Source organism: Streptomyces sp. NPDC001231 (assembly GCF_042896885.1).
GTDB lineage: Bacteria > Actinomycetota > Actinomycetes > Streptomycetales > Streptomycetaceae > Streptomyces.
In genome coordinates this window covers 12,858-33,842 of sequence record NZ_JBIAXS010000029.1, presented here as the reverse complement: position 1 = coordinate 33,842, position 20,985 = coordinate 12,858, and the positions used below count along the sequence as shown (strand labels likewise).

The 20,985-nt window shown below is 69.6% G+C and carries 20 protein-coding genes and 1 pseudogene; 15 read left to right on the top strand and 6 right to left on the bottom strand.

Annotated features, from left to right (window positions below):
- Positions 1 to 122 precede the first annotated feature (122 nt).
- Positions 123 to 1,010, top strand: coding sequence for a prohibitin family protein (locus tag ACFY3J_RS29845; RefSeq protein WP_390842114.1), 888 nt, complete (start codon positions 123 to 125; stop codon positions 1,008 to 1,010).
- A gap of 306 nt (positions 1,011 to 1,316) precedes the next feature.
- Here ACFY3J_RS29845 and ACFY3J_RS29840 read toward each other — a convergent pair whose 3' ends face one another.
- The 3 genes and pseudogenes from ACFY3J_RS29840 to ACFY3J_RS29830 all read right to left on the bottom strand — a co-directional run.
- On the bottom strand, positions 1,317 to 1,736 hold the full coding sequence (locus ACFY3J_RS29840) for an arsenate reductase ArsC (protein WP_384174792.1): 420 nt from the start codon (positions 1,734 to 1,736) through the stop codon (positions 1,317 to 1,319).
- Positions 1,737 to 1,784: 48 nt separating this feature from the next.
- Positions 1,785 to 2,297 carry a low molecular weight phosphatase family protein gene (locus ACFY3J_RS29835; RefSeq protein ID WP_390842113.1) on the bottom strand — a complete coding sequence of 171 codons (513 nt, stop codon included), beginning with the start codon at positions 2,295 to 2,297 and terminating at the stop codon, positions 1,785 to 1,787.
- Positions 2,298 to 2,304: 7 nt separating this feature from the next.
- Positions 2,305 to 2,421: pseudogene (locus ACFY3J_RS29830) on the bottom strand (arsenate reductase ArsC); the annotation flags it as partial.
- A 103-nt stretch (positions 2,422 to 2,524) separates the two neighbouring features.
- Here ACFY3J_RS29830 and ACFY3J_RS29825 point away from each other — a divergent pair.
- The 3 genes from ACFY3J_RS29825 (at position 2,525) to ACFY3J_RS29815 (ending at position 4,739) form a co-directional block, all read left to right on the top strand.
- Positions 2,525 to 2,839: an ArsR/SmtB family transcription factor gene (locus tag ACFY3J_RS29825; protein ID WP_384174796.1), complete on the top strand. Its 315-nt coding sequence runs from the start codon at positions 2,525 to 2,527 to the stop codon at positions 2,837 to 2,839.
- Between the two features lie 62 nt (positions 2,840 to 2,901).
- Positions 2,902 to 3,687 carry an aquaporin gene (locus ACFY3J_RS29820; protein ID WP_384174798.1) on the top strand — a complete coding sequence of 262 codons (786 nt, stop codon included), beginning with the start codon at positions 2,902 to 2,904 and terminating at the stop codon, positions 3,685 to 3,687.
- Positions 3,684 to 4,739: an ArsO family NAD(P)H-dependent flavin-containing monooxygenase gene (locus ACFY3J_RS29815; RefSeq protein WP_384174800.1), complete on the top strand. Its 1,056-nt coding sequence runs from the start codon at positions 3,684 to 3,686 to the stop codon at positions 4,737 to 4,739. Before ACFY3J_RS29820 ends, ACFY3J_RS29815 begins: the two co-directional genes overlap by 4 nt.
- A gap of 51 nt (positions 4,740 to 4,790) precedes the next feature.
- On the opposite strand, the gene ACFY3J_RS29810 is transcribed toward ACFY3J_RS29815, so the two are convergent.
- Positions 4,791 to 5,168: an ArsR/SmtB family transcription factor gene (locus ACFY3J_RS29810; RefSeq protein WP_384174802.1), complete on the bottom strand. Its 378-nt coding sequence runs from the start codon at positions 5,166 to 5,168 to the stop codon at positions 4,791 to 4,793.
- Between the two features lie 230 nt (positions 5,169 to 5,398).
- On the opposite strand from ACFY3J_RS29810, the gene ACFY3J_RS29805 reads away from it, so the two are divergent.
- A complete protein-coding gene (locus tag ACFY3J_RS29805; RefSeq protein WP_384174804.1) occupies positions 5,399 to 6,787 on the top strand; it encodes an FAD-dependent oxidoreductase in 1,389 nt (462 codons plus the stop codon).
- Positions 6,784 to 8,004: an MFS transporter gene (locus tag ACFY3J_RS29800; RefSeq protein WP_384174806.1), complete on the top strand. Its 1,221-nt coding sequence runs from the start codon at positions 6,784 to 6,786 to the stop codon at positions 8,002 to 8,004. The genes ACFY3J_RS29805 and ACFY3J_RS29800 overlap by 4 nt, the downstream gene beginning before the upstream one ends.
- A gap of 397 nt (positions 8,005 to 8,401) precedes the next feature.
- Here the strand turns inward: ACFY3J_RS29800 and ACFY3J_RS29795 are convergent, their stop codons facing one another.
- Both ACFY3J_RS29795 and ACFY3J_RS29790 read right to left on the bottom strand, forming a co-directional pair.
- Positions 8,402 to 8,755: a hypothetical protein gene (locus ACFY3J_RS29795; protein WP_384174808.1), complete on the bottom strand. Its 354-nt coding sequence runs from the start codon at positions 8,753 to 8,755 to the stop codon at positions 8,402 to 8,404.
- Complete coding sequence (locus ACFY3J_RS29790; protein ID WP_384174810.1) at positions 8,752 to 9,240, bottom strand: hypothetical protein; 489 nt, start codon at positions 9,238 to 9,240, stop codon at positions 8,752 to 8,754. Before ACFY3J_RS29790 ends, ACFY3J_RS29795 begins: the two co-directional genes overlap by 4 nt.
- Positions 9,241 to 10,036: 796 nt before the next feature.
- Here ACFY3J_RS29790 and ACFY3J_RS29785 point away from each other — a divergent pair.
- The 9 genes from ACFY3J_RS29785 (at position 10,037) to ACFY3J_RS29745 (ending at position 20,930) form a co-directional block, all read left to right on the top strand.
- Positions 10,037 to 10,975 (top strand): ATP-binding cassette domain-containing protein, encoded by a 939-nt coding sequence (locus tag ACFY3J_RS29785; RefSeq protein ID WP_384174812.1) that lies wholly within the window; start codon positions 10,037 to 10,039, stop codon positions 10,973 to 10,975.
- The gene (locus ACFY3J_RS29780; RefSeq protein ID WP_384174814.1) at positions 10,972 to 11,823 is read left to right on the top strand and encodes an ABC transporter permease; all 852 of its coding nucleotides are present in this window, start codon (positions 10,972 to 10,974) and stop codon (positions 11,821 to 11,823) included. The genes ACFY3J_RS29785 and ACFY3J_RS29780 overlap by 4 nt, the downstream gene beginning before the upstream one ends.
- A gap of 59 nt (positions 11,824 to 11,882) precedes the next feature.
- Complete coding sequence (locus tag ACFY3J_RS29775; protein ID WP_384175073.1) at positions 11,883 to 13,151, top strand: histidine kinase; 1,269 nt, start codon at positions 11,883 to 11,885, stop codon at positions 13,149 to 13,151.
- Complete coding sequence (locus tag ACFY3J_RS29770) at positions 13,148 to 13,816, top strand: response regulator (protein ID WP_384174817.1); 669 nt, start codon at positions 13,148 to 13,150, stop codon at positions 13,814 to 13,816. The genes ACFY3J_RS29775 and ACFY3J_RS29770 overlap by 4 nt, the downstream gene beginning before the upstream one ends.
- Before the next feature lie 804 nt (positions 13,817 to 14,620).
- Positions 14,621 to 15,244 (top strand): Crp/Fnr family transcriptional regulator, encoded by a 624-nt coding sequence (locus ACFY3J_RS29765; protein ID WP_384174819.1) that lies wholly within the window; start codon positions 14,621 to 14,623, stop codon positions 15,242 to 15,244.
- Between the two features lie 93 nt (positions 15,245 to 15,337).
- Positions 15,338 to 16,147, top strand: a complete 810-nt coding sequence (locus tag ACFY3J_RS29760; protein ID WP_384174821.1) for a hypothetical protein — start codon at positions 15,338 to 15,340, stop codon at positions 16,145 to 16,147.
- Positions 16,140 to 18,416, top strand: coding sequence for a hypothetical protein (locus ACFY3J_RS29755; protein WP_384174823.1), 2,277 nt, complete (start codon positions 16,140 to 16,142; stop codon positions 18,414 to 18,416). The genes ACFY3J_RS29760 and ACFY3J_RS29755 overlap by 8 nt, the downstream gene beginning before the upstream one ends.
- Complete coding sequence (locus ACFY3J_RS29750) at positions 18,413 to 19,489, top strand: hypothetical protein (protein ID WP_384174824.1); 1,077 nt, start codon at positions 18,413 to 18,415, stop codon at positions 19,487 to 19,489. Before ACFY3J_RS29755 ends, ACFY3J_RS29750 begins: the two co-directional genes overlap by 4 nt.
- The gene (locus ACFY3J_RS29745; protein WP_390842112.1) at positions 19,482 to 20,930 is read left to right on the top strand and encodes a DUF4407 domain-containing protein; all 1,449 of its coding nucleotides are present in this window, start codon (positions 19,482 to 19,484) and stop codon (positions 20,928 to 20,930) included. The genes ACFY3J_RS29750 and ACFY3J_RS29745 overlap by 8 nt, the downstream gene beginning before the upstream one ends.
- Positions 20,931 to 20,985: the final 55 nt, after the last annotated feature.

The window sequence follows — 20,985 nt, the reverse complement described above, 5'->3', positions numbered from 1 at the left end:
GCGGGGGCGGGCGACGGCCGCTTGCGAACGCCCGCTGATCTTGCCGCACTTCGGATGCCATATTCTCCATTGGCGAGCGGTGCCGGGGGGTACCGCTCGGGGTCTCTCAGGGGGGAGTCACCGTGCTCGTACTGTCATGCCTGCTTGTTCTCGCCGCCGTGGTGATGTACTTCGTCGCCCGTGCCCAAAACTCGCTCCGGCTTCGGCTGGGTGCCGGCGCCGCACTGCTCGGCAGCGTGCTCTGTGGCATCGCCAGCACTGTGTACGTCGTCAGCGCCTACGAGGTCGGCGTGCCGGTGACGTTCGGCAGAGTGGGTGCGCCGATGACGTCCGGGATGCATCTGAAGGCGCCCTTCACCGATGTCACGCCCTTCTCGACCCGTCCGGTCGACCTCAACCTCTCCGACAAGGACGTCGTCGAGGTGCGGTCCTCGCAGGGGGGTGTGATGTACGCGGAGGTGACCGTGAAGTGGGCGGTCATACCGGACAAGGCGGGGGAGCTGTACCGGCTGGCAGGGAGCGAGGACGCCATTCAGCAGCGGCTGGTCTTCCCGGACAGCCGCGAGATCGTCCGGAACGTCTTCGCCCGCTACACCAGCGAGCAGGGGTACGCCTCGGCCCGAGAAGAGATCAACGCGGAGATCGACAAGTTGATCAAGGAGCGACTCGCGCCCCGCGGTATCGACATCACCGCCGTGAACCTGCGCAACGTCAGGCCTTCGGACGCCCTCCAGAAGCAGATCGACCGCAAGATCCAGCAAAAGGAGGCCACCGAGCGGGCCGCTGAGGCAACCCGCACGGCGGAAGAGGAGGCCAAGCGCCGCAAGATCGAGGCCGAGGGCATCGCCCGCGCCAACAAGATCCTCAACGACTCTCTGACCGACAAGGTTCTGACGAACCAGTGCATCGACGCGTACAGGGAAGCGGCCAAGGAGAACCCGGTCTACGCCGTGCCCTGCGGCTCGGGCAACGGCACCCCGGTCATCGTGGGCGGCAGCGGCCGGAACTGATTTCTCCTGCGGGCCGAGCCGGCGCACCGTGCTCGGCCCGCACGAGCACGCCAGGTGAACCTGTTCCCGGACCCAGCCGCACCTCTGTGACAGTCCGTCACGAAGCGTGCAACCTGGCCGTCGAGCTGCTGCCCTTCGCCATGTCCGCTGAACGCGGAGCCCCAGCTCGAACGATGAGTTGTCCGATCTCGGTCCAGGGTCGTGCATGCCGGTACGGATCGCGTCGGAGCGACGCGGACGGCGGTGTATCCGGCGAGGCCGGAGCCGATGGCGATGACCTCGCGTATGCCGTTGTCGGTCACGGGGTCACGACTCCTGCCGGGCGTCGATCTCGGCGATCAGGGCCTCGATACGGGTCTTGATCTCGTCGCGGATGGGGCGGACGGCCTCGACGCCCTTGCCGGCCGGGTCTTCGAGGGCCCAGTCGAGGTACTTCTTGCCGGGAAAGATCGGGCAGGCGTCGCCGCAGCCCATGGTGATGACGTAGTCGGACGTCTGTACGGCCTCGGTGGTGAGGATCTTCGGCTTGGCCTCGGAGATGTCGACGCCGACCTCCTTCATGGCCTCGACCGCGGCGGGGTTGACCCGGTCGCCGGGGATGGAGCCGGCGGAACGGACCTCGATCCGGTCGCCCGCGAGGTCGGAGAGGAATCCGGCGGCCATCTGCGAACGCCCGGCGTTGTGGACACAGACGAACAGCACGGAGGCGAGCGGGCTGGAGGACATCGGTACTTCCTTCGTAAGTGAATCAACAAGGGGGGACGGGGGGCGGGTTCAGCTGCTCGGCAGCGAGGTGAGCAGCTCAGTGATGCGGGCGTCGATCTCGTCGCGGATGCCGCGGACGACGGCGACCGGCGCGCCCTCGGGGTCGGTGACGGGCCAGTCCAGGTACCGGCGACCCGGCAGTACGGGACAGGCGTCCCCGCAGCCCAGGGTGGTGACGATGTCGGCGGCCTGTACGACTTCGTCGGTCAGCGGCTTGGGGAAGGCGTCCACAAGGTCCGCTCCGGCCTCGATCAGCACCTGCGCGACGACCGGTTCGACGGCGGCGGCCGGGTGGGTGCCCGCAGAGGAGACCACCACATGGCCCTGGGCGCGGTGGGCGAGCAGGGCGGCGGCCATCTGGGAGCGGCCGGCGTGGTGGCCGCACACGAACAGCACTCGGGGCAGGCCGCTTCCCGGTGCGCCCTCGATGTGCGAGAGGGCGTCGAGGCGCTCGGTGGCCAGGTGCTCGGCCAGTACGACGAGGTGTGTGCGAAACGCGTGCGTGCTCCGCGAGGCGCTCATAAGAGTCGATGATCAGACGCTGGATGGTCTCCGGGGAGAAGCGCCCGCGGTAGCGCACCGAGAGCCGGACGACACCGGACGCGAGGCGTTCGTCGGGCAGGACAGGGGGCGGGGATGGGGTCATGGGAACCCCCTTCGGGGCAGGGTCCCCACGAGGTGCGGGGATGCGGGTCCCAGGGATCAGCCCAGGCTGGTATCAGTCGGGAGTGATGTGAGAGTATCAGTCCATGCTGACGTCAGTCGACACTGATCTGTTGCGGGTGCTGGCCGACCCGCTCCGCCTCCGGATCGTCACCCTGCTCGCCAAGGAGACGCTCTGCAGCACGCACCTGATCGAGGAGACGGGCGCCAGACAGACCAACCTCTCCAACCATCTGAAGGTGCTGCGCGAGGCGGGGATCGTGGAGACGGAGCCATGCGGCCGGTTCACCTACTACCGGCTCAAGCCCGACGTCATCGCCTCGCTCGCCGGTCAGTTCGCCGACCTCGCGGAGACCGCGCGCGCCACCGCCGAGAACAACACCAAGCGGTCCTGCCCCTGATTTCCCCGGCGCCCGTCCATCACCGCGTCTCGTCGCCTTCCCGCACGCACCGAGGAGTCCTGTTGACCGCCGCCGAGGCCACCGAGCACGACAGAACAGACGGCTTCATATCTCCCGCCGCTGAGCCGCAGCCCGCCCCGGGCGCCACCCCGCCCCAGACTCCTCCACTGCTCGCCAGGGCGGCGGCCGAGCTGGTCGGCACGGCGGCGCTCGTCGCGGTCGTGGTCGGCTCCGGTATCCAGGCCACCGAACTGACCAAGGACGCCGGTCTCCAGCTGCTGGCCAACTCCACGGCGACGGTCTTCGGCCTCGGCGCGCTGATCGCCCTGCTCGGCCCGGTGTCAGGCGCGCACTTCAATCCGGCCGTCACCCTGGCCGAGTGGTGGACCGCCCGGCGCGGCGGAGCCGGCGTCACCCTCCGCGAGACGGCCGTGTACGTCCCCGCGCAGGTGGTCGGCGCGATCGCGGGCTCGGTCCTGGCCGATGCGATGTTCGGCGAGCCGCTGGTGAAGTGGTCCACCCACGACCGCTCCGCCGGACACCTTCTTCTCGGCGAGGTCGTCGCCACGGCGGGTCTGACCCTGCTGATCTTCGGCCTGGCCCGCACCGACCGCCTGCGCTTCGCTCCCGTCGCGGTCGCCTCCTATATCGGCGCGGCGTACTGGTTCACCTCGTCCACGTCCTTCGCCAATCCTGCGGTGACCATCGGCCGCGCCTTCACCGACACCTTCGCGGGTATCGCCCCTGGTTCGGTTGCCGGCTTCATCGCCATGCAGTTGATCGGCGCCGCGGTCGGGCTCGCGCTCGTGGCTCTCATCTTCCAGCCGGGCCGCGAAGCCACCGAGTGACGCAGACGTCCCAGGCAGTGGTGATCGGCGGCGGTCAGTCCGGGCTTGCCGCCGGGTACCACCTGCGCCGACTCGGCGTCGACTTCGTCATCCTCGACGCCCAGACCACAGCCGGTGGTGCCTGGCAGCACACTTGGGACTCCCTGCGCCTCTTCTCACCGGCCGCGTACTCCTCGCTGCCCGGCCGCCTCATGCCCCCGCAAACCGGCGCCACCTACCCCGACGCGCAGCACGTGGTCGCCTACCTCACCGACTGCGAGAAACGCTACGAGTTGCCCATCGAGCGGCCGGTGCGCGTCTCCGGTGTCCACCGGGACGGACCCCTTCTCCGTGTGGAGACCGACTCCGGGGGCTGGCGCGCGGGTGCTGTGATCAGTGCGACCGGCACCTGGTGGCGCCCTTTCCTGCCCGCGTTCCGAGGACGTGATGTCTTCGGCGGCCGGCAACTGCACACGGCCGAATACCGCAGCCCGCAGGACTTCGCCGGCCGGCGGGTGATCGTGGTGGGCGGCGGCAACTCCGGCGCCCAGATCGCCGCCGACCTCGCCCATGACGCCGAGTTGACTTGGGCGACCCGGCGTCCGCCTCGCTTCCTGGCGGATGACATCGACGGCCGGGCGCTGTTCGACGCGGCCACCGCCCGGCGCCGCGCGCTCGACGAAGGACGAACGGACACCGGGGGCGTCGCCTCCCTCGGTGACATCGTCGCCGTATCTCCCGTCCGGAAGGCCCGGGATCGGGGTCTGCTCAAGGCGAGCCCGATGTTCGCCCGCCTCGTGCCTGGCGGTGTCGAGTGGACCGACGGGACTCGCGCTGAGGCAGACGCGATCATCTGGTGCACCGGCTTCCGGCCCGCGCTCTCCCACCTGGCGCCACTGCGACTGCGGGATAAGCGCGGTCACATCGCCACCGTGGGCACGCGAGCGGTGGCCGAGCCGCGCCTGCACCTGCTCGGCTACGGCGACTGGACCGGACCCGCATCAGCGACGCTCATCGGTGTGGGTCGGCCGGCTCGGGACGCGGCGAGGGAAATCGCGGCGCTTCTTCGCTGAATCGTGCCGCGCGACACCGACAACTCCCGGCCGCTGCAACGAAGGCGAGCGTCAAGCCGCGGCCGGGGCGAGGCTCAGCAGCTTGCCCATCGCCGCCAGCACCGACGGCTCGACCCGGTAGTACACCCACGTGCCACGCCGCTCAGAGGTCAGCAGCCCGGCCTCCTTCAGCTTCTTCAGGTGGTGGGAGACGGTGGGCTGGGAGACGCCGACGTCGGAGATGTCGCACACGCACGCCTCGCCGCCCTCATGGGACGCCACGGCGGAGAACAGGCGCAGCCGTACCGGGTCGCCCAGCGCCTTGAACATCCGTGCGGCCGTCTCGGCCTCGTCCGCGGTGAAGGGGCGCTCGGTGAGCGGCGGGCAGCACGGCGCCACGGCCTCGGCAGCCTCAGGCTCGATCAGCGGCGGCACCTGAGTATTCGACATGCGTCTATGTTGACACATGTCGAACCAAGGGGCGAGGGGCGAATGACTCGGCCGCGAGCAAGGTGAGCCGCTGCGTGCCCAGTCTGCCCGGCGTCGAGCACCGTCACGCCGGCGAACTCCATTGGGCAACTCCAGTGATTCGATGAGTGTCTATGTTGACGTTCATCGATGCAGGTGACAGGCTGGCCGCGCATCCCATCGACAAACGTCGAAACACGCAAGGAGTCGCCGTGAACGCGCCCATCACCGCCGAGATGCCCGTCGTAGTGATCGGAGCCGGACCCACTGGTCTGGCCGCCGCCGCCCACCTGGTCGACCGCGGCATCGAGCCACTGGTGCTGGAAGCCGGTCCGGCCGCCGGTGCGACGGTGCGGGAGTGGTCGCACGTGCGGCTGTTCTCCACCTGGGGCGAGGTCACCGATCCCGCGGCGGAGAAGCTGCTCGCGCCGACCGGCTGGACCAAGCCGGACCCGGCCACCTACCCCTCGGGCGGGGACTGGGCCGAGCAGTATCTTCAGCCGCTCGCCGACGTCCTCGGTGACCGAGTGCGCACGGGGGCCCGGGTAACCGGCGTCTCCCGCACCGGCCGCGACCGGATCGTCGACGCCGACCGCGAAGCCCAGCCCTTCATCGTGCATGTCGAGCACACGGACGGCCGTGAGGAGCGTCTGTTCGCTCGGGCGGTCATCGACGCGTCCGGCACCTGGACCATCCCGAGCCCCGCCGGCGCCAGCGGCCTGCCCGCGCTCGGCGAGCGCTCGGCCGCCGAGAGGATCACCTATCGCGTCCCCGACCTGAAGGACCCGGCCGTACGGGCCCGGTACGCGGGCAAGCGCACTGCCGTCATCGGCTCCGGCGCCTCCGCGTTCACCGCGCTGGCGTACCTCGCAGACCTGGCGAAGGCTGACGACGGTGCGGCCACGAAGGCCGTGTGGATTCTGCGCCGCGGCATCTCCGGCTCGACCTTCGGCGGCGGCACCACCGACCAGCTCCCGGCCCGTGGCGCCCTCGGACTGGCCGCAAAGGCCGCTGTGGACGAGGGCTGTGCGGACGCGGTCACGGGCTTCCGCACCGAGGTCGTCGAGCGTGACGACGACGGCCGCCTGGTCCTGGTCGCCGAGGACGGCCGCCGCCTGGAGCCGGTGGACGAGGCGATCGTGCTGACGGGCTTCCGCCCGGACCTGTCGTTCCTGTCGGAGATCCGCCTCGGCCTGGACGAGCGCCTCCAGGCCCCGATCGCTCTCGCTCCACTGATCGACCCCAACCAGCACTCCTGCGGCACCGTTTACCCCCACGGACATCGCGAACTGGCCCATCCGGAGCAGGACATCTATCTGGTCGGTATGAAGTCCTACGGCCGCGCCCCGACGTTCCTCGCGATGACCGGTTACGAGCAGGTCCGCTCCGTGGTCGGGGCCATCGCCGGTGACCTGGAATCCGCCGACCGCGTCGAACTCACCCTCCCGGAAACCGGGGTGTGCGGTGGGGCAGGACTGTTCGACGCCCCCGAAGCGGACCAGACCGGTGGCGGGTGCTGCGCTCCGGCACCCCAGCTGGTCCAGCTCGGCGCGAGCGCACCTGCCGAAGAGGCTCCGGCCGGCGGTTGCTGCAGCGCGTGACCAGTCTCAAGACCCGCCGCCATGGGGCCGCGACCGGATCGGGGGATCGGTCGCGGCCCCGCGCGGTCCTGCCCGCCCTCTGCCTCACTCAGATCACCAGCTGGGGCATCGTCTACTACGCCTTCCCCGTCCTGAATCCGCAGATCAACGCCAAGACGGGCTGGCCCACCAGCGCGACCACGGCGGCGTTCTCCCTCGCCCTGGTCGTCTCCGCACTCGCCGGAATCCGCGTGGGCCGCGTGCTCGACCGGCGCGGCCCACGCACGGTCATGACCGCCGGATCGGTCCTCGGAACGGTCAGCCTCGTCATCGTGGCCATGGCATCGAACTTGTGGGTCTTCGCAGCTGGTTGGGTGCTGGCGGGGCTCGCGATGGCCTCCACCTTCTACCAGCCCGCTTTCGCAGCGCTCACACGCTGGTGGGCTCCCGACCACGTTCGTGCCCTCACAACGGTCACTCTCGCCGGCGGCCTGGCCTCCACGGTCTTCGCGCCGCTGACGGCACTACTCGCCAATCACTTCACCTGGCGCGAGACCTACCTCGTCCTCGCCGCGACCCTCGCCCTGATCACCGTTCCCGCCCACGCCCTGGCGCTGCGGGCACATTGGCCCCAAGCCCCGCCAGCAGCCACCGGGGCGAGCGACGCCCCTGCGACCGTGGCGCACAGCAGGCCGTTTTGGCTGCTCGCGGCCGCCTTCATGCTGTCGGCGCTGGCGATGTACGGCGTCGTCGTCTCACTGGTGCCGCTGCTACTCGAACGGGGATACACCACCACGCAGGCAGCTTGGGCGCTCGGCCTGGGTGGTGCCGGACAGACCCTCGGCCGCACTCTGTACGCCGCCTTCGCTCGTCACACGGGCCCAACGGCCCGCACGACCATGCTGATCGCACTAGGCGGCCTCACGACTGCGGCCCTCGCAGCCGTGCCAGGCCCCTACACGTTGGTCCTCGCCGTATCGGTCGCAGCCGGCATGGTCCGCGGAAACCTGACCCTGCTCCAGGCAACCGCCGTCACCGACCGGTGGGGCGCCACCCACTACGGCCGCCTGTCCGGACTGCTGGCCGCCCCCGCGACCACCGCTGCAGCCCTGGCACCCCTCATCGGAGCCGCACTCGCCCCACCCCTCGGCGGATACATCCACCTGTTCGCGCTGCTCTCCTTCGTTTCTCTGACCGCAGCGCTGACCGTGCTCTGGACACGGCTGCACGGAACCTGAAAAGCGGAACGTCCACTGCCGTAGCTTCGCGGGCTGGAAAGGGCCCTGGGCGGCAGCAAGAAGAAGGACGGCGAGAAGAGGGGCAAGCGCAAGCAGGAAGAGCCGTCGGACATGGACGGTCAGCAAGAGTCATAGCGGTTGCTGTACTCCGCTGCAGTACATACGTCAGAGGCCCATTCACAATCACGTGAATGGGCCTCTGACCAGCGTCGGGGTGGCGGGATTTGAACCCACGACCTCTTCGTCCCGAACGAGGTTCGATCAAGACCAACACCGGCCTCTTTGGCGTTTTCGCAGGTCAGGGTGTTGGGTTCAGCGGCTCTCGCATGGTGTCGGGAGGGTTCGGGGAGCGGGTCGGCTCCCAGATGGCTCCCAGTTCTACTGCCAGGCCGCTGCGCTACTCGGTTACTTTGGGGTGGCCGAGACCGGCTTTCACCAGCCACACGATCCGGCGTTTGTCGTCTACCACGTACCAGATTCGTCCACCGCCGGTGACTTCGATCTGCCACTGAGGCAAGCGCTCGCCGCGGAAATCTCGGTAAGCCAAGTCGAACTTGAGCTGGTGATGCCGTTCGGTCTGCTCCTGGGGGCAGGGATTCGTGCGCATCTGCTCCCATGCCTTGTAAGCGTTACCGGGAGCCTTGTTTCCGACCTCTCGCCAGCCCTCGACCGTCGCGGTCTCCCCGTAGCGGATGTCGTACTCGTCTTTGCCCGGCCGCGGTGCGACCGGGTCCCCCTTCTTCGGGCTCACTCGCCGGGAACCTCCGGCGGCTCGACGGTGCCGAGATCCTCGCCGGTCGGTGCGGTGAGCTCGCGGTGTAGATCCTTGTCTGCGTGAATGAGCGCGGTTGACTTCCATGCGGCGATGACAGGGGCGAGCAGGCTGATGTTGTCGAGGTCGACGGCAGCGCGAGCAGTCTCGACGAACTCGACAAGGAACTCGCGGACAGCTGCCTCCGGCAGGAAGCGCACCCAGGGGAATGCCTCGGGGAAGACATGCGTGAGGATCTTCACCGCCTGCGGATCGCTCTTCATCATCGCGACGAAGATCCGGGTGGTGGAGTCGACGACCTGTACGGCTTCCTCGGCCTGGGCGGCGGTGGTGAGGTAGAGGTCTTCGTCGTCACGACGGTGCAGACGGATGCCTCTGCGGGCACTGCCCTGCATCAGGGCGACAGTGTCCTTCGGCTTCTGGAGCAACTCGGAGAAGTTGGCTTCCGTACGCATGGTGGTCATGACTTCAAAACTACTTCAAAGGTATTGGGCGTGCAAGGGAGTCTGAGGGACGTTGCTCCGGTGATATATCCATATCTGGGATTGTTTGCTTCTCTCTCAGGGCTGCCCTTGTCAGGGCCCGCATTGGGAGGGGCAGAGGCAGCGTCTCGCGGCAGACTCTGGCGCGGACGAGGACCTGAACCGGGCCGTCTCGGCAGATTCCATGATCGTGCGCGCTTGCAAGCGCGCGGCCGGGGCTGTGAAAAGGGGCTTGGCCGGTGAACCGGACGACCACGCGCCATCGGCAGATCCCGTGGCGGACAAACCATGAAGATCCACCTCGCGCCGACGGTGACTGCCAGCCCCGATGGCTTCCAGTTCTACTGCCCTCTGGCAGGCCAGCCGTGCAGCTGGCCTCGGATCGCACCCGGCTGCCGGACCACTGCGCTACTCGATCTCTTCGGGGTGGCCGAGACTGGCTTTCACCAGCCATCCGATCCGCTCTCGCCGGCCCTCGACGGGAGCCGCCCCTCAGAGGCTGTTCAGTCGTAGACGTGATGTTGTCCTGCTGTTCGGGGGACGAGCAGGGCGGTTCGCCGGTCGTCCTCTGGAATCTCGTCGACGGGTGGTCACGCGCGGGCCGAACGGGCAACCAGCCCCAAAGTGATCGGGGGACACCAGGTCGTAGTACCCCGGTACCACCTGCCTGGCAGTGTTCAGCCCCCGGTACCACCGGATCCGGCAGATCGCGGACTTAGCGTGACGGAGGAGGCGTCAGGCGTGCAGGGCGCGCTGGAGTCCGAAAGAGAGAACGCGAATGATCGAGGCACAGCAGCTCACCAAGAGGTACGGGGAGAAGACAGCCGTCGACGGACTGGACTTCACCGTGAAGCCGGGCACGGTGACCGGCTTCCTAGGCCCCAACGGGGCGGGCAAGTCCACGACGATGCGCATGATCGTCGGGCTCGACGCGCCGACGAGCGGCTTCGTCACGGTGAACGGACAACGCTACGCCCGCCACCAGGCGCCGCTCCAGGAGGTCGGGGCGCTGCTGGAGGCGAAGTCGATCCACCCGGGCCGTTCGGCCTACAACCACCTCCGGGCCCTCGCCCTCACCCACGGCATTCCGCGCCGCCGGGTCGACGAGGTCATCGAACTCGCCGGTCTCGGCAGCGTCGCGAAGAAGCGGGCCGGTGTCTTCTCCCTCGGCATGGGCCAGCGGCTCGGCATCGCGGCCGCTCTGCTCGGCGATCCGCAGGCCGTGATGCTCGACGAGCCGGTCAACGGACTGGACCCCGAAGGCGTCCTCTGGATCCGGAACCTGCTCACCTCCCTCGCGAGCGAAGGGCGCACGGTGTTCGTCTCTTCGCACCTGATGAGCGAGGTGTCACTGGTGGCTGATCACCTCATCATCGTCGGACGTGGACGGTTGCTGGCCGACACGACCGTACGGGACCTGGTCCGCGAGGCCGGCGGCGACACCGTGAAGGTCGCGACGGACGACCCCGCACGGTTGCGGGACGTACTGGCCGGACACGGCGTGGAGATCACCGGCCGCGTGGGCTCCGAGGAACTGCAGGTGACCGGGCTGTCCGCCCGCGAGATCGGGCTGAAGGCGGCCGAGCACAGGATCCCGCTGTTCGAGCTGACCACGAAGGCGGTGTCGCTGGAGGAGGCATTCATGGAACTGACCAGGGACGCCGTGGAGTACCACGGCTCCACGACCGGCACCGAGACCTCTGGGAGCGCGGCATGAGCACCCTCACGGCAGCCCCCGAGTCCCCCGAGGCCGCCCAGGCCACGCCGGCCCGCCCCGCCTACCGGGTGACCGGACGGCGCGTGCTGGCCTCGGAGTGGGCCAAACTGTGGTCTCTGCGCTCCACCTGGATCACTCTCGGCCTGGGCCTGCTGGTCCTCGTCGCCTTCGGCATCATCGCCGCGAGCCGCTACAAGTCCGGGATCGACTCCGGCCGCCCCATGGACGGCAACTTCGCCGACGCGACGGCCGTGAGTCTGTCCCTCTTCGGCACGAACTTCGCCCAGCTGGCCCTCGGCGTGCTCGGCGTGCTGGTCACGGCGGGCGAGTACTCCACCGGCATGATCCGCTCCACCATGGCCGCGGTGCCGCGCCGGCTGCCCGTGCTGTGGTTCAAGGCGGCTGTGTACGGGCTGGTCGCGCTGGTGATCGCCACCGTCGGCGCGTTCGTCGCCTTCCTCGTGGGCAGCCAGGTCGTCTCCGGCACGCCCGCCGCCATGGGCCTCGGCCACGCCGGTGTCCTTCGCAGCCTGCTGGGCGCCGGGCTCTACCTGGGCCTGGTCGGCGTGATCGGCATCGCTCTGGGCGCGCTGCTGCGGTCCGTGGCCGGCGGTATCTCGGTCCTGGTCGCCGCCCTCATGCTCGTACCTGGACTGATCTCCCTGCTGCCCAGCTCATGGCGCGGGAACATCGATCCCTACCTGCCCAGCCACGCCGGCGAGTCGATCTTTGCCCTGACCCACGACTCGACCACCCTGTCGCCGGGCGCCGGGCTCTGGGTCTTCCTCGGCTGGACGGCACTGGTGCTGGCCGGAGCGGCGTACCGACTGCTGCGCAGCGACGTCTGAGCAGCAGCCACCCGCATCATGGGCTGGTGAACTCCGTGACCACCGAAGATCTCAGCGGGATGGGGCCGCTGGTCGCCCGGCTCGGCCGGACCGGCCAGCGGCTCCGGCACGCCGACCGGGCCCGTCCGTGGGTGCTGGACACCGCGGTGGTGGTGCTGGTCTTCCTGATGTTCTGCCTGCCGGACCTGCTGCACGCGGTCGGCGCGATCGACGGGGAAGGCGACGGTCCGCGCCGCTTCCGCCTGGTGTTCACCCGGTTGCCCGTGGCGGGCATGCTGGCCCTGCAGGCCGGGCTGGTGCTGCCGCTGCTGTGGCGGCGCCGGGTGCCCGCCGTCGCGTTCGGCGCCGTCATGGCCGTGTTCGTCCTCCAGTGGTCCCTCGGCGCCGCGCTCCGTGCGGATGTCGCCCTCCTCGTCGCCCTGTACAGCCTGGCCCTGCACGGGCGGCTACGGCAGCTGCCGTGGGCCTGTGCGGCCACGGCGGGCGCGCTCGGCCTGGTCGCGGCACGAGTATCGGCGGCGGTGTCGGTCTGGGACGCGCTGTTCTTCCTGCTCAGCACGGCGACCGCGGCCCTCGCGCTCGGCCTGGTGATCCGTATCCGGCGGGCCCAGCTGGCCGGGCTTCGGGACCGTGCGGCCCGGCTGGAGATCGAACGCGACCAGCGTGGCAGGCTCGCCGTCGCGGCCGAACGGGCACGGGTGGCCCGCGAGATGCACGACGTCGTCGGCCACAACCTGTCCGTCATCATCACGCTCGCCGACGCGGGTGCCTATGCCACCGAGATCGCTCCGGAGCGGGGCAAGGAGGCCCTGCACCTCATCGGTGACACAGGTCGCCAGGCCCTGGGTGAACTGCGCCGGGTACTCGGCGTGCTGCGCGAGGCGGACGGCCCGCCGGCCGAGCCCGAGCTGAGTCCGCAGCCCGGTCTCGCGGACATCGACGCGTTGTGCGAAGGGGTGCGCGCCGCCGGCCTGGAGGTCGTCTACCGTACCGCCGGAGACGTCGACGCCCTCGACAGCGGGGTCCAGCTCACGGTCCATCGCATCGTGCAGGAGGCTCTGACGAACACCCTGAAACACGCCGGTGCCGGCGCGCGTGTGAACCTGGCTGTCGCCGTGGAGGACACGCGGCTGACCATCACCGTCCAGGACTCCGGCCCACTCGTCCCGGCCGACCGTCCCGGCACGGCGAACGAGGAAGGACACGGCCTGGTGGGCATGCGGGAACGAGTGGCTCTCTACGGCGGACACGTCAGCGCGGGTCCCGCGGGCGCCGGCTGGACGGTACGGGCAGCACTCGACCTCACTCCCCAGGGCAGTGCCCGGTGACCACCGTGCTCGTCGTCGACGACCAGCCGCTCCAGCGGTACGGCTTCCGCATGCTCCTGGACTCCGTGCCCGAGACGGAGGTGGTTGGCGAGGCCGCTCACGGAGCGGAAGCGGTGCGCAAGGTCGCCGAACTCCGCCCCGACGTGGTCCTCATGGACGTACGCATGCCGGGCATGGACGGCATCGAGGCCACCCGCCGCATCGTCGCCGCCGGCGATCGCTCCCGCGTCCTGGTGCTGACCACGTTCGACCTGGACGAGTACGTGTATGCGGCCCTGCGCGCCGGAGCCAGCGGCTTCCTCCTCAAGGACGCCCGACCCGAGGAACTCCTTGCGGGCATCCGGGCCGTGGCCGTCGGAGACGCTGTGATCGCCCCTGCACTCACCCGCCGTCTCCTGCACGAGTTCGCCCGTCTCGTGCCAGTCGGCGGCGACAGCTCCGCCGAGGACCCGCGCTTGAGTTCCCTCACCGACCGTGAGCGCGAGATCCTCGTCGCCATCGGCAAGGGCTGGAGCAACGGCGAGATCGCCGCCCGTTTCGTCCTGTCGGAGTCCACGGTGAAGACTCATGTCGGCCGCGTCCTGGCCAAGATCGGTGCCCGCGACCGCATCCAGGCGGTGATCTTCGCCTATGACCACGGCCTGGCCCGGCCTCATGGGGGCTGAGCGGCGGGTTCGTGTCGGCAACGGTGCCGCACACGGTCTGTTTCGGCGGCCTCGGTGGGGCGGCGGCGCAGGTCGGTCGTGGTGACGTCGAGGGTCTTGGTGGAGCCGGCCGAACCGGTTCTCGTCCCGGACATCGGCCATCACGTGCTGTCGGCTTACCGGAACGCGTCGAGCCAGGCCCCCTGTACCACCTGTCGGGACGCCATCCCTCTTGAGATGTTTCCGTCAGCACCCCTCGGGAGCTGCGTCCCGAAGCCGACTCCCAAACCGGGGCCCTACAGCAGGTCAGGGCCGGTGCTGATTTCTCAGCACCGGCCCTGACCTGGTACTTCGCTGTCGGGGTGGCGGGATGTGAACCCACGACCTCTTCGTCCCGAATGAGGTTCATTTGCTGATCTTGTCGGCGCAGGTGGCGCTTGCCCTGGTCAGGGGCATCGAGCTGTCGTGGCTTCGGGCGGTTTCAAAAGGGCTCGGCAGGCATGTTGGCCCCCGGTGGAGCCTCAGTCACCGGCCGTCGAGTTCTCCGGTGTGCCGGGCGCGCGAAAGATCGTGACCAGTTCAATTGTTCGTATGGGGAATATGTGTTCGGTCAATTCTGGCTGAGAGGCAAGAAAACAGGCCACATCCTGTCCTGTCTGTTTGCCAGCACTCGGCTCGACGGCAGCATGGTCAGGCTTGAACGGCGCGTTGCGCCGCGGAGTGAGATCGTCGGGGGTGCTGGTGAATCACGCGTGGCCGCCGTCCACATTTCTCGGCCGGTTGCGGGACACGACGCGGGAAGAACTCCTGAGCCAGGGCACCTTGATGACCTATCCGACGCATCGCGCCCTGCTCCAGCAGGGCGACGAGAGTCGGCACGTCCTGTTGATCACGAGCGGTGTCGTGAAGGTCGTCGCCAGTGCGGAGAGCGGTTACGACATGCTGCTCGCCGTCCGCATAGCGGGTGACCTGGTCGGTGAGATGGCGGCCTTCGAGGAGCGCCCCAGGTCCGGCACGGTGGTCGCGTGCAGTGACGTGACCGCGCGGATCATCCAGATGCGGGCACTGGAGACCTTCCTCTCCGACCACCCGGACGCCATGCGGGCCATCCTCCACATGCTGTGCGCCCGGCTGCGCTGGGCCAACCGGCGCCGGATCGACTTCCAGGCCTACGACTCGCTGACCCGGCTGGCCCGGGTCCTGGCCGAGTTGTGTCAGGCCTACGCCCAGCCCGCGCCGGACAGCGACGGCAAGCGGTACGACCTCGGCGTGACGCTGACACAGAAGGAACTCGCGTCGCTGGCCGGCCTGAAGCTCAACACGGCCGAAAAGAACCTGGCCGCGCTGACAGCTCAGGGACTGGTGGAACGCAGTTACCGAAACATAACCATCTGTGACGTTCCGAAGTTGCTCGAATTCGCCAAAGTTGTTGCTGAGAACCCGTACTGATACGGGATCACTTCGCGCAATCTCTCCTAGCCTCTCGGGCAGCACTTCGTGGGCAGTGTCTGCCCATCGCCTGCCCAGAGAGGAAATGATCGGGTGGCTGCGTGGCCTGACTTCCATCCCTGCACCTGCATAGCCGTGGACGCACAGGCCTACGGAAGCAACAACGACCGTAGGCAGTCCGAAATCCAGCACGATCTGCCGAGGCTCCTCGACCGCGCCGCCAGGGGCGCCGGCCTTGACCGCGCGCAGTGGCAGATCCAGCGCAAGGGCGACGAGCAGCTGGCGGTGGTGCCCGTCGACGGTAAGGAACCGCGTCTGGTCGACGACTACGTCCGCCATCTCGTCGCCGAGCTGCGCGAGTACAACGCCCAGCGAGTTCCCGAGGCCCGCATGCGGCTGCGGGCCGTCATCCACCAGGGAATGGTGGAGCTGGCCGACAACGGCTTCGCCGGCACGGCAGTGGTGGCCACGGCGCGCCTGCTGAACGCGCGTCCGCTCTACGACGCCCTGGCCGTGCACCCCGGGGCCGACCTGGTTCTGCTGCTGTCCGACGAAGTCTTCCGGTCCACGGTGGCGGGCGGTCATACGACCCTGACGCCGGGTGACTTCACCCGCGTCGCCGTCCAGGTGAAGGAGTACGAGGCCACGGCCTGGCTGCGCGTGCCCGCGCTCGGCGCGCCGACCGCCGCCTCACGCGAGCCCAGGACCACGGAGACGGGGAAGCCCGTGGACCTGGCGTCGGGGGAGCCCGCGGCGGTCCGGCCCGGACCGGCCGCCGCGGGCGGAGCCGGCGCGACGGAGATCAGCAACGAGTACCGGGCCGACCGGATCAACGTCACCAATGTCGCCGGTCCCGTGGACGCCCGGGGTGCCGTCTTCGGCTTCGGGAGCGCCGGTGGCTGACGAACCGGACCGGGACGACGGGTCGGCCGTACCGCCCGTACCCGCTTTCGACGAGGACGTCGCGCCGCCCGCACCGGGCGGCGCCGGCGGTGCGCCGGAAGCCGAGGAGGACGTCCTCGGCCCGGATGCCGGACCGGACGCGGCTCCCGAGCGACGCCAGGAGCCGGACGAACGCGAGGAGGTCGACCGGGGCTACGACGACCTGCGTCGCGTCCACCAGCTGGTCAACAACAACTTCTACGGCGTCGTCGACGCCTCCGGAGCGGCGTTCGGCTTCGGCGCCGTCTCGTCCCCCGGTCTCGCCCCCGGCACCATCGAGCCCGAGGAGACGGACCGCGCCCTGCGGTTCTACGTCCCGCCGCAGCCCTGCTTCGACGAGGCGCTCGGCAAACTGCGCGAGGACGCCCTCGTAGTGCTGACCGGCCAGGACAACTGCGGCCGGGGCGCAGGCTCCCTCGCCCTGCTCAGGGAGATCCTGGGCGAGGAGGCCAGGCTGCGCAGCCTGTCGCCCGCCAACGCCCTCGCCGAACTGGCCGAGTCGCGGGACCTCAAGCCGGGGCAGGGGTACGTCATCCTCGACTATGTCGGCGAGCTGCGTCCCGAGGCCGTACAGGCGTACGCGATCGGGCGGCTGAGCGAGGAACTGCGCCGCAAGGGGTCGTACCTGGTGATCACGGCGGGCGACACGGCCCGCCGACGGCTGGCGCTGCGCGACCACTGCGTGCCGTGGCGGGCCCCGGACCCCGAGGAACTGTTCGAGCACTGCAGGGGGAAGCTGCCGCACACCGGTCTTGGCCCGGACATCGAGAAGGAGCTGCTGGAGCGGGTCGGCGAACAGCGACGACCGGCGGACGTGGTCGAAGCGGCCGTGGCCCTGTTCCAGAGGGGCGCGGAGGCAGCGCTGGACACCCTGCGGGACCGGCACCGGGAGCGGGTCCAGGAGTGGTTCCGCAAGCGGCCCGCCGCGGACGACCTGCTCCCGCTCGCCGCCCTGGCCTTCCTGGAGGGCATCCCGGAGCGGACGTTCGAGAAGGAGTGCGCCGCTCTCGCCGCTCATGTGCGCAACTGGGAGCAGAGCGGCGAGACGCCGGTCGCGGAGCCGGACGGCTCGACCGGAGCACCGTTGGGCGGCGCGGTGACCGACCAGTCCCGGGCCCGGTGGCGAGAACGGGCGGTGGAGCTCGTGACAACCGAGTTCCGGCTCGGCCCGAGCCGGGACGCCGGGCGCAGCGAGCGGTGCCTGGTCTTCACCTCGCCGCGCATCCGCGAGCTCGTCATCGCGGAGCTGTACGACCTGTACGGCTACGAGCTCTGGTACCCGCTGCGCCAGTGGCTGGGCGAGCTGGCCCTGCTGGGCGACCTGGACACCCGCACGGAGGTGGCCCGGGGCGTCGCGCTCCTGGCACGGCACGCGCTCGTCGAGGTCGACGAGAACATGTTGAAGGTGTGGTCCGGAGGGCTCACCAACCAGCGGGTGACCGCCGCGCTGACGCTGCAGTTCATGTGCGACGTCGAGCATCTCGCGCCACAGGCCCTGAACATCGCCCTGAGCTGGACGGACAACAGCGGGCCCGGCCGTGCCGTGACGGCGGCCATGGCGCTGACGGGCCGCCTGGGCTCCCTCTACCGCCTGGAGGCGCTCAACTGGCTCTGGTTCCTGACGCAGCGCGGGGAGCGGATCGCGTTCTCGGCCCGCCGTTCGCTGGTCCTGCTGCTGCAGACCGCCGAACAGGACCCGGAATGCACGCTGTTCATCCTCCGGTACGTACGGACCGTGATCGCCAAGGCGGCACCGAGGTCCCGGGAGCGGTCGATCGCGCTGCGGACCGCCGCTCAGCTCTTGGAAGCCGCCCGGCTGGAGACCCCCGAACCCGTCACCGCGGCACTCCTGCGCACCGTCCCGGACAGCGCCCGCCACCTCGGCTCCCTGTGGGCGGACGTCCTGCACAGCGGCAACCGGAGCCGGGCGGTCAGCGCACTGTGCCGGACGCTGGTGCAGCTGCGGGACGACCCGTCCGTCACCGACGCCGTACGCGAACTCGGCGAGGCCATGCGGAACGCCATGAGCGGGCGCCAGTGGGCCGCGCTGTGCCACCACCTGTCCATCGCCCTGAACCATCCCGACTACGCGATCCCCGGCGCCCGCCGACTGGCGCAGGTGCTCCTCGGATCACTGCGCGGCCGGCCGCCGGCGGACTCCCGGCGCCCCACCGCGTCCCTCATACCCGCCCCTCCCTTCACTTCCGCCCAAGGAGGCCGAAGCAAGTGAACTACCCGGTCATCGCCGAGCACATCCTGGCCACGGTCCAGGGCGCCTGGTGGTCTCGGCGCCGCCGTCGCGAGGACGTGCCGCCGCTGCCGCCCGGCGCGGTCCACGTCTTCAGGGTCGGCGGGAACTACCGCCCGTTTCCCGAGGGCATGGTGTTCGACCCGTCCCACCCCGACGTGCTCGACGCCTCCTCGGTCAGCCTGGTCGACACCCGGGCGCGCCTGGTCGAGGTGGAGCGCACGCTCCCGTCGTTGAGCGAGGCGGACAACTTCACGGTGCGGGCGTCCTTCACCTGCCAGGTGACCGACCCGGCCGTCATCGCCCGGCAGGGCGTCATCGACGTCACCGTTCCGTTGCGCGCCTACCTGATGGGTGACGGCGACCTGCCGAGGGTGAGCGCCGGGTACCGCGTTGAGGAGGTCAACGCGGTACGGACCGAGGTCGGCCACCGTATGACCGCCTACAGCGCGATCGTGCCGCCGCGGGTCGCGGGCATGAGCGTGGAGTTCGTCAGTGCCGAGGTGCACGCGTCGGACGACCTGCGGGACTGGGAGCAGAAGCTGCGCGACGAGCGGCGCTCCTGGGAACTCCAGCGGGGGCAGCGCGACTTCGAGACCCAGGACGCACGCCAGATCGCGGAACTGCTCTCCCAGGGATCCGACCACGTGGACGCCTTCGGCATCGCCCGGCAGGAGATCGACATCACCGCGGCGGCGGCCCGCATCCACCGGACCACCGAGGAGAAGTCGGCCCGCCGTCATGAGGCAGAGACGGCGGAGCGGGCTCACGCGCAGTCGCTGGAGACGGCGGAGACGCAGATGCGCCGCGAACTGCTGCTGACGCTGCTGCGGCAGATGGGCGGCAGCGAGTACGGCGTCGACTATCACCAGGTCCTGGAACAGGTACTGCGGGAGACGGCCGGCCGGCCGGCACCCGGCGTCGGAACCGCCGCCGGCACCGCCCGCATGGTCGATTCAGGACCGGCGCACCCCGGTCGCACGAGAACGGGCCGGGACGGCTCGCACGACCCGCAGGGTGGTTTCGTCAAGGACGAGGACGATCTCATTGACTGACTTCCTGACGAACCACGTGACGGCCCTCGGCACGGTGGACGGCCGGGGCACGGGCGATGATGCTGCTGCGCGTACTGCAAACGGCCGGGCCACCGCCCGCACCACGGGGGACGGGCCCGCTGCCCGCACCACCGGTGACGGGGCCCTCGCCCGTACCACCCGCCGCCCCTTCGGCTTCGGCGCCGCACGACGGCTGCGTGCCCTGACCGGCGTCGACGAGGAACTGCTGGCCAGGGTCAGGTACGAGCGGAGCAAGTACACGGCCCTCGGCGGAGTGGTGCTCGGCACCTCCGTCATCGCGGCGTTCTCCATGTGGAACTTCGCGACCGAGGCGCTCGGCAGGGTTTCCCTCGTGGCCCTCGTCCCGACGGTCATCTGGATGCTGTTCGTGCTCAACCTCGACCGCTGGCTGGTCACTCCACAGCCGAATGCGCGGCGACGGGTCGGACCCCTCCTCATGCGCCTGCTGATCGCCCTGATGCTCGGCGCGGTGATCGCCGAGCCCCTGGTGCTGCGTATCTTCCAGACGGCCATCGAAGAACACGTTGCCGACGAACGTACGGACGCGATCGACCAGTTGCGTACGAACCTGGTCCGCTGCAACCCCGTACCCTCCACGACGCGGACCGTCACCCCGGAGGGCTGCGACAGGACGTACGTCCTCTCCTTCGACAAGACGCCCGGTGAACGGGCCGAGGAACTGACCGCCTTGCGCTCGGACGCCGCCGCCCTGCAGAAGCGGGTGGACGGGGACACCACCAGGCTGGAGGCCATCGACTCCGAGGTACGGAACGAGTGCCGCCGGCTGATCCGTATCGCCGCCACCGGTTTGTATCAGCGGACGTCCGAGTGCCTGCGCCTGCGCGACAAGGCACAGGACTACCGGACGACCCACCGCACCGATGAGAACGAGGAGCGACTGGCCCGCATGAACAGCCGCATCTCGGAGATCGAGGCCGAGCAGACCGTGTCACGCGGCGCCTTCCTCGAGGCCCGGGCCGACGGCATCGAGCGGCGGCTGGACGAGGAGCGCGCCAAACAGAAGGAGATCGGTGTCCTGGAACGGATGCGGGCGCTCGATCAACTCGCGACCGGGAACCCGGTGCTGTTCGTGGGCATCTGGCTGGTCCGCCTGCTGTTCGTCATCCTCGACGTACTCCCCGTGCTGGTGAAGTACCTGAGCGGCGAGTCCGCGTACGACCGGATGCTCACCAGCGCGAGCAACAGCGCGGTCAAGGTTCACGACGAGGAGGTCCGGCTCGCCGAGCGTCGGGCCCTGGCAGACCTCGAGATCGCCCAGGACGCCATCGAACAGAAGGTCCGGCGTCACCGCGCCGAGTCGGAGGCGACGTTCCGGGAACACACGGCAGCGATGAACATCCGGGTCCGGCAGGCGGTGAACGCGCTGGAGGACAAGATTCGCCGTTCGTCGACGGTCTGACGCACCGGCCTGCACCGGGAACACAGCACCATGGCCGCCGCCCCGCACGCCGGGG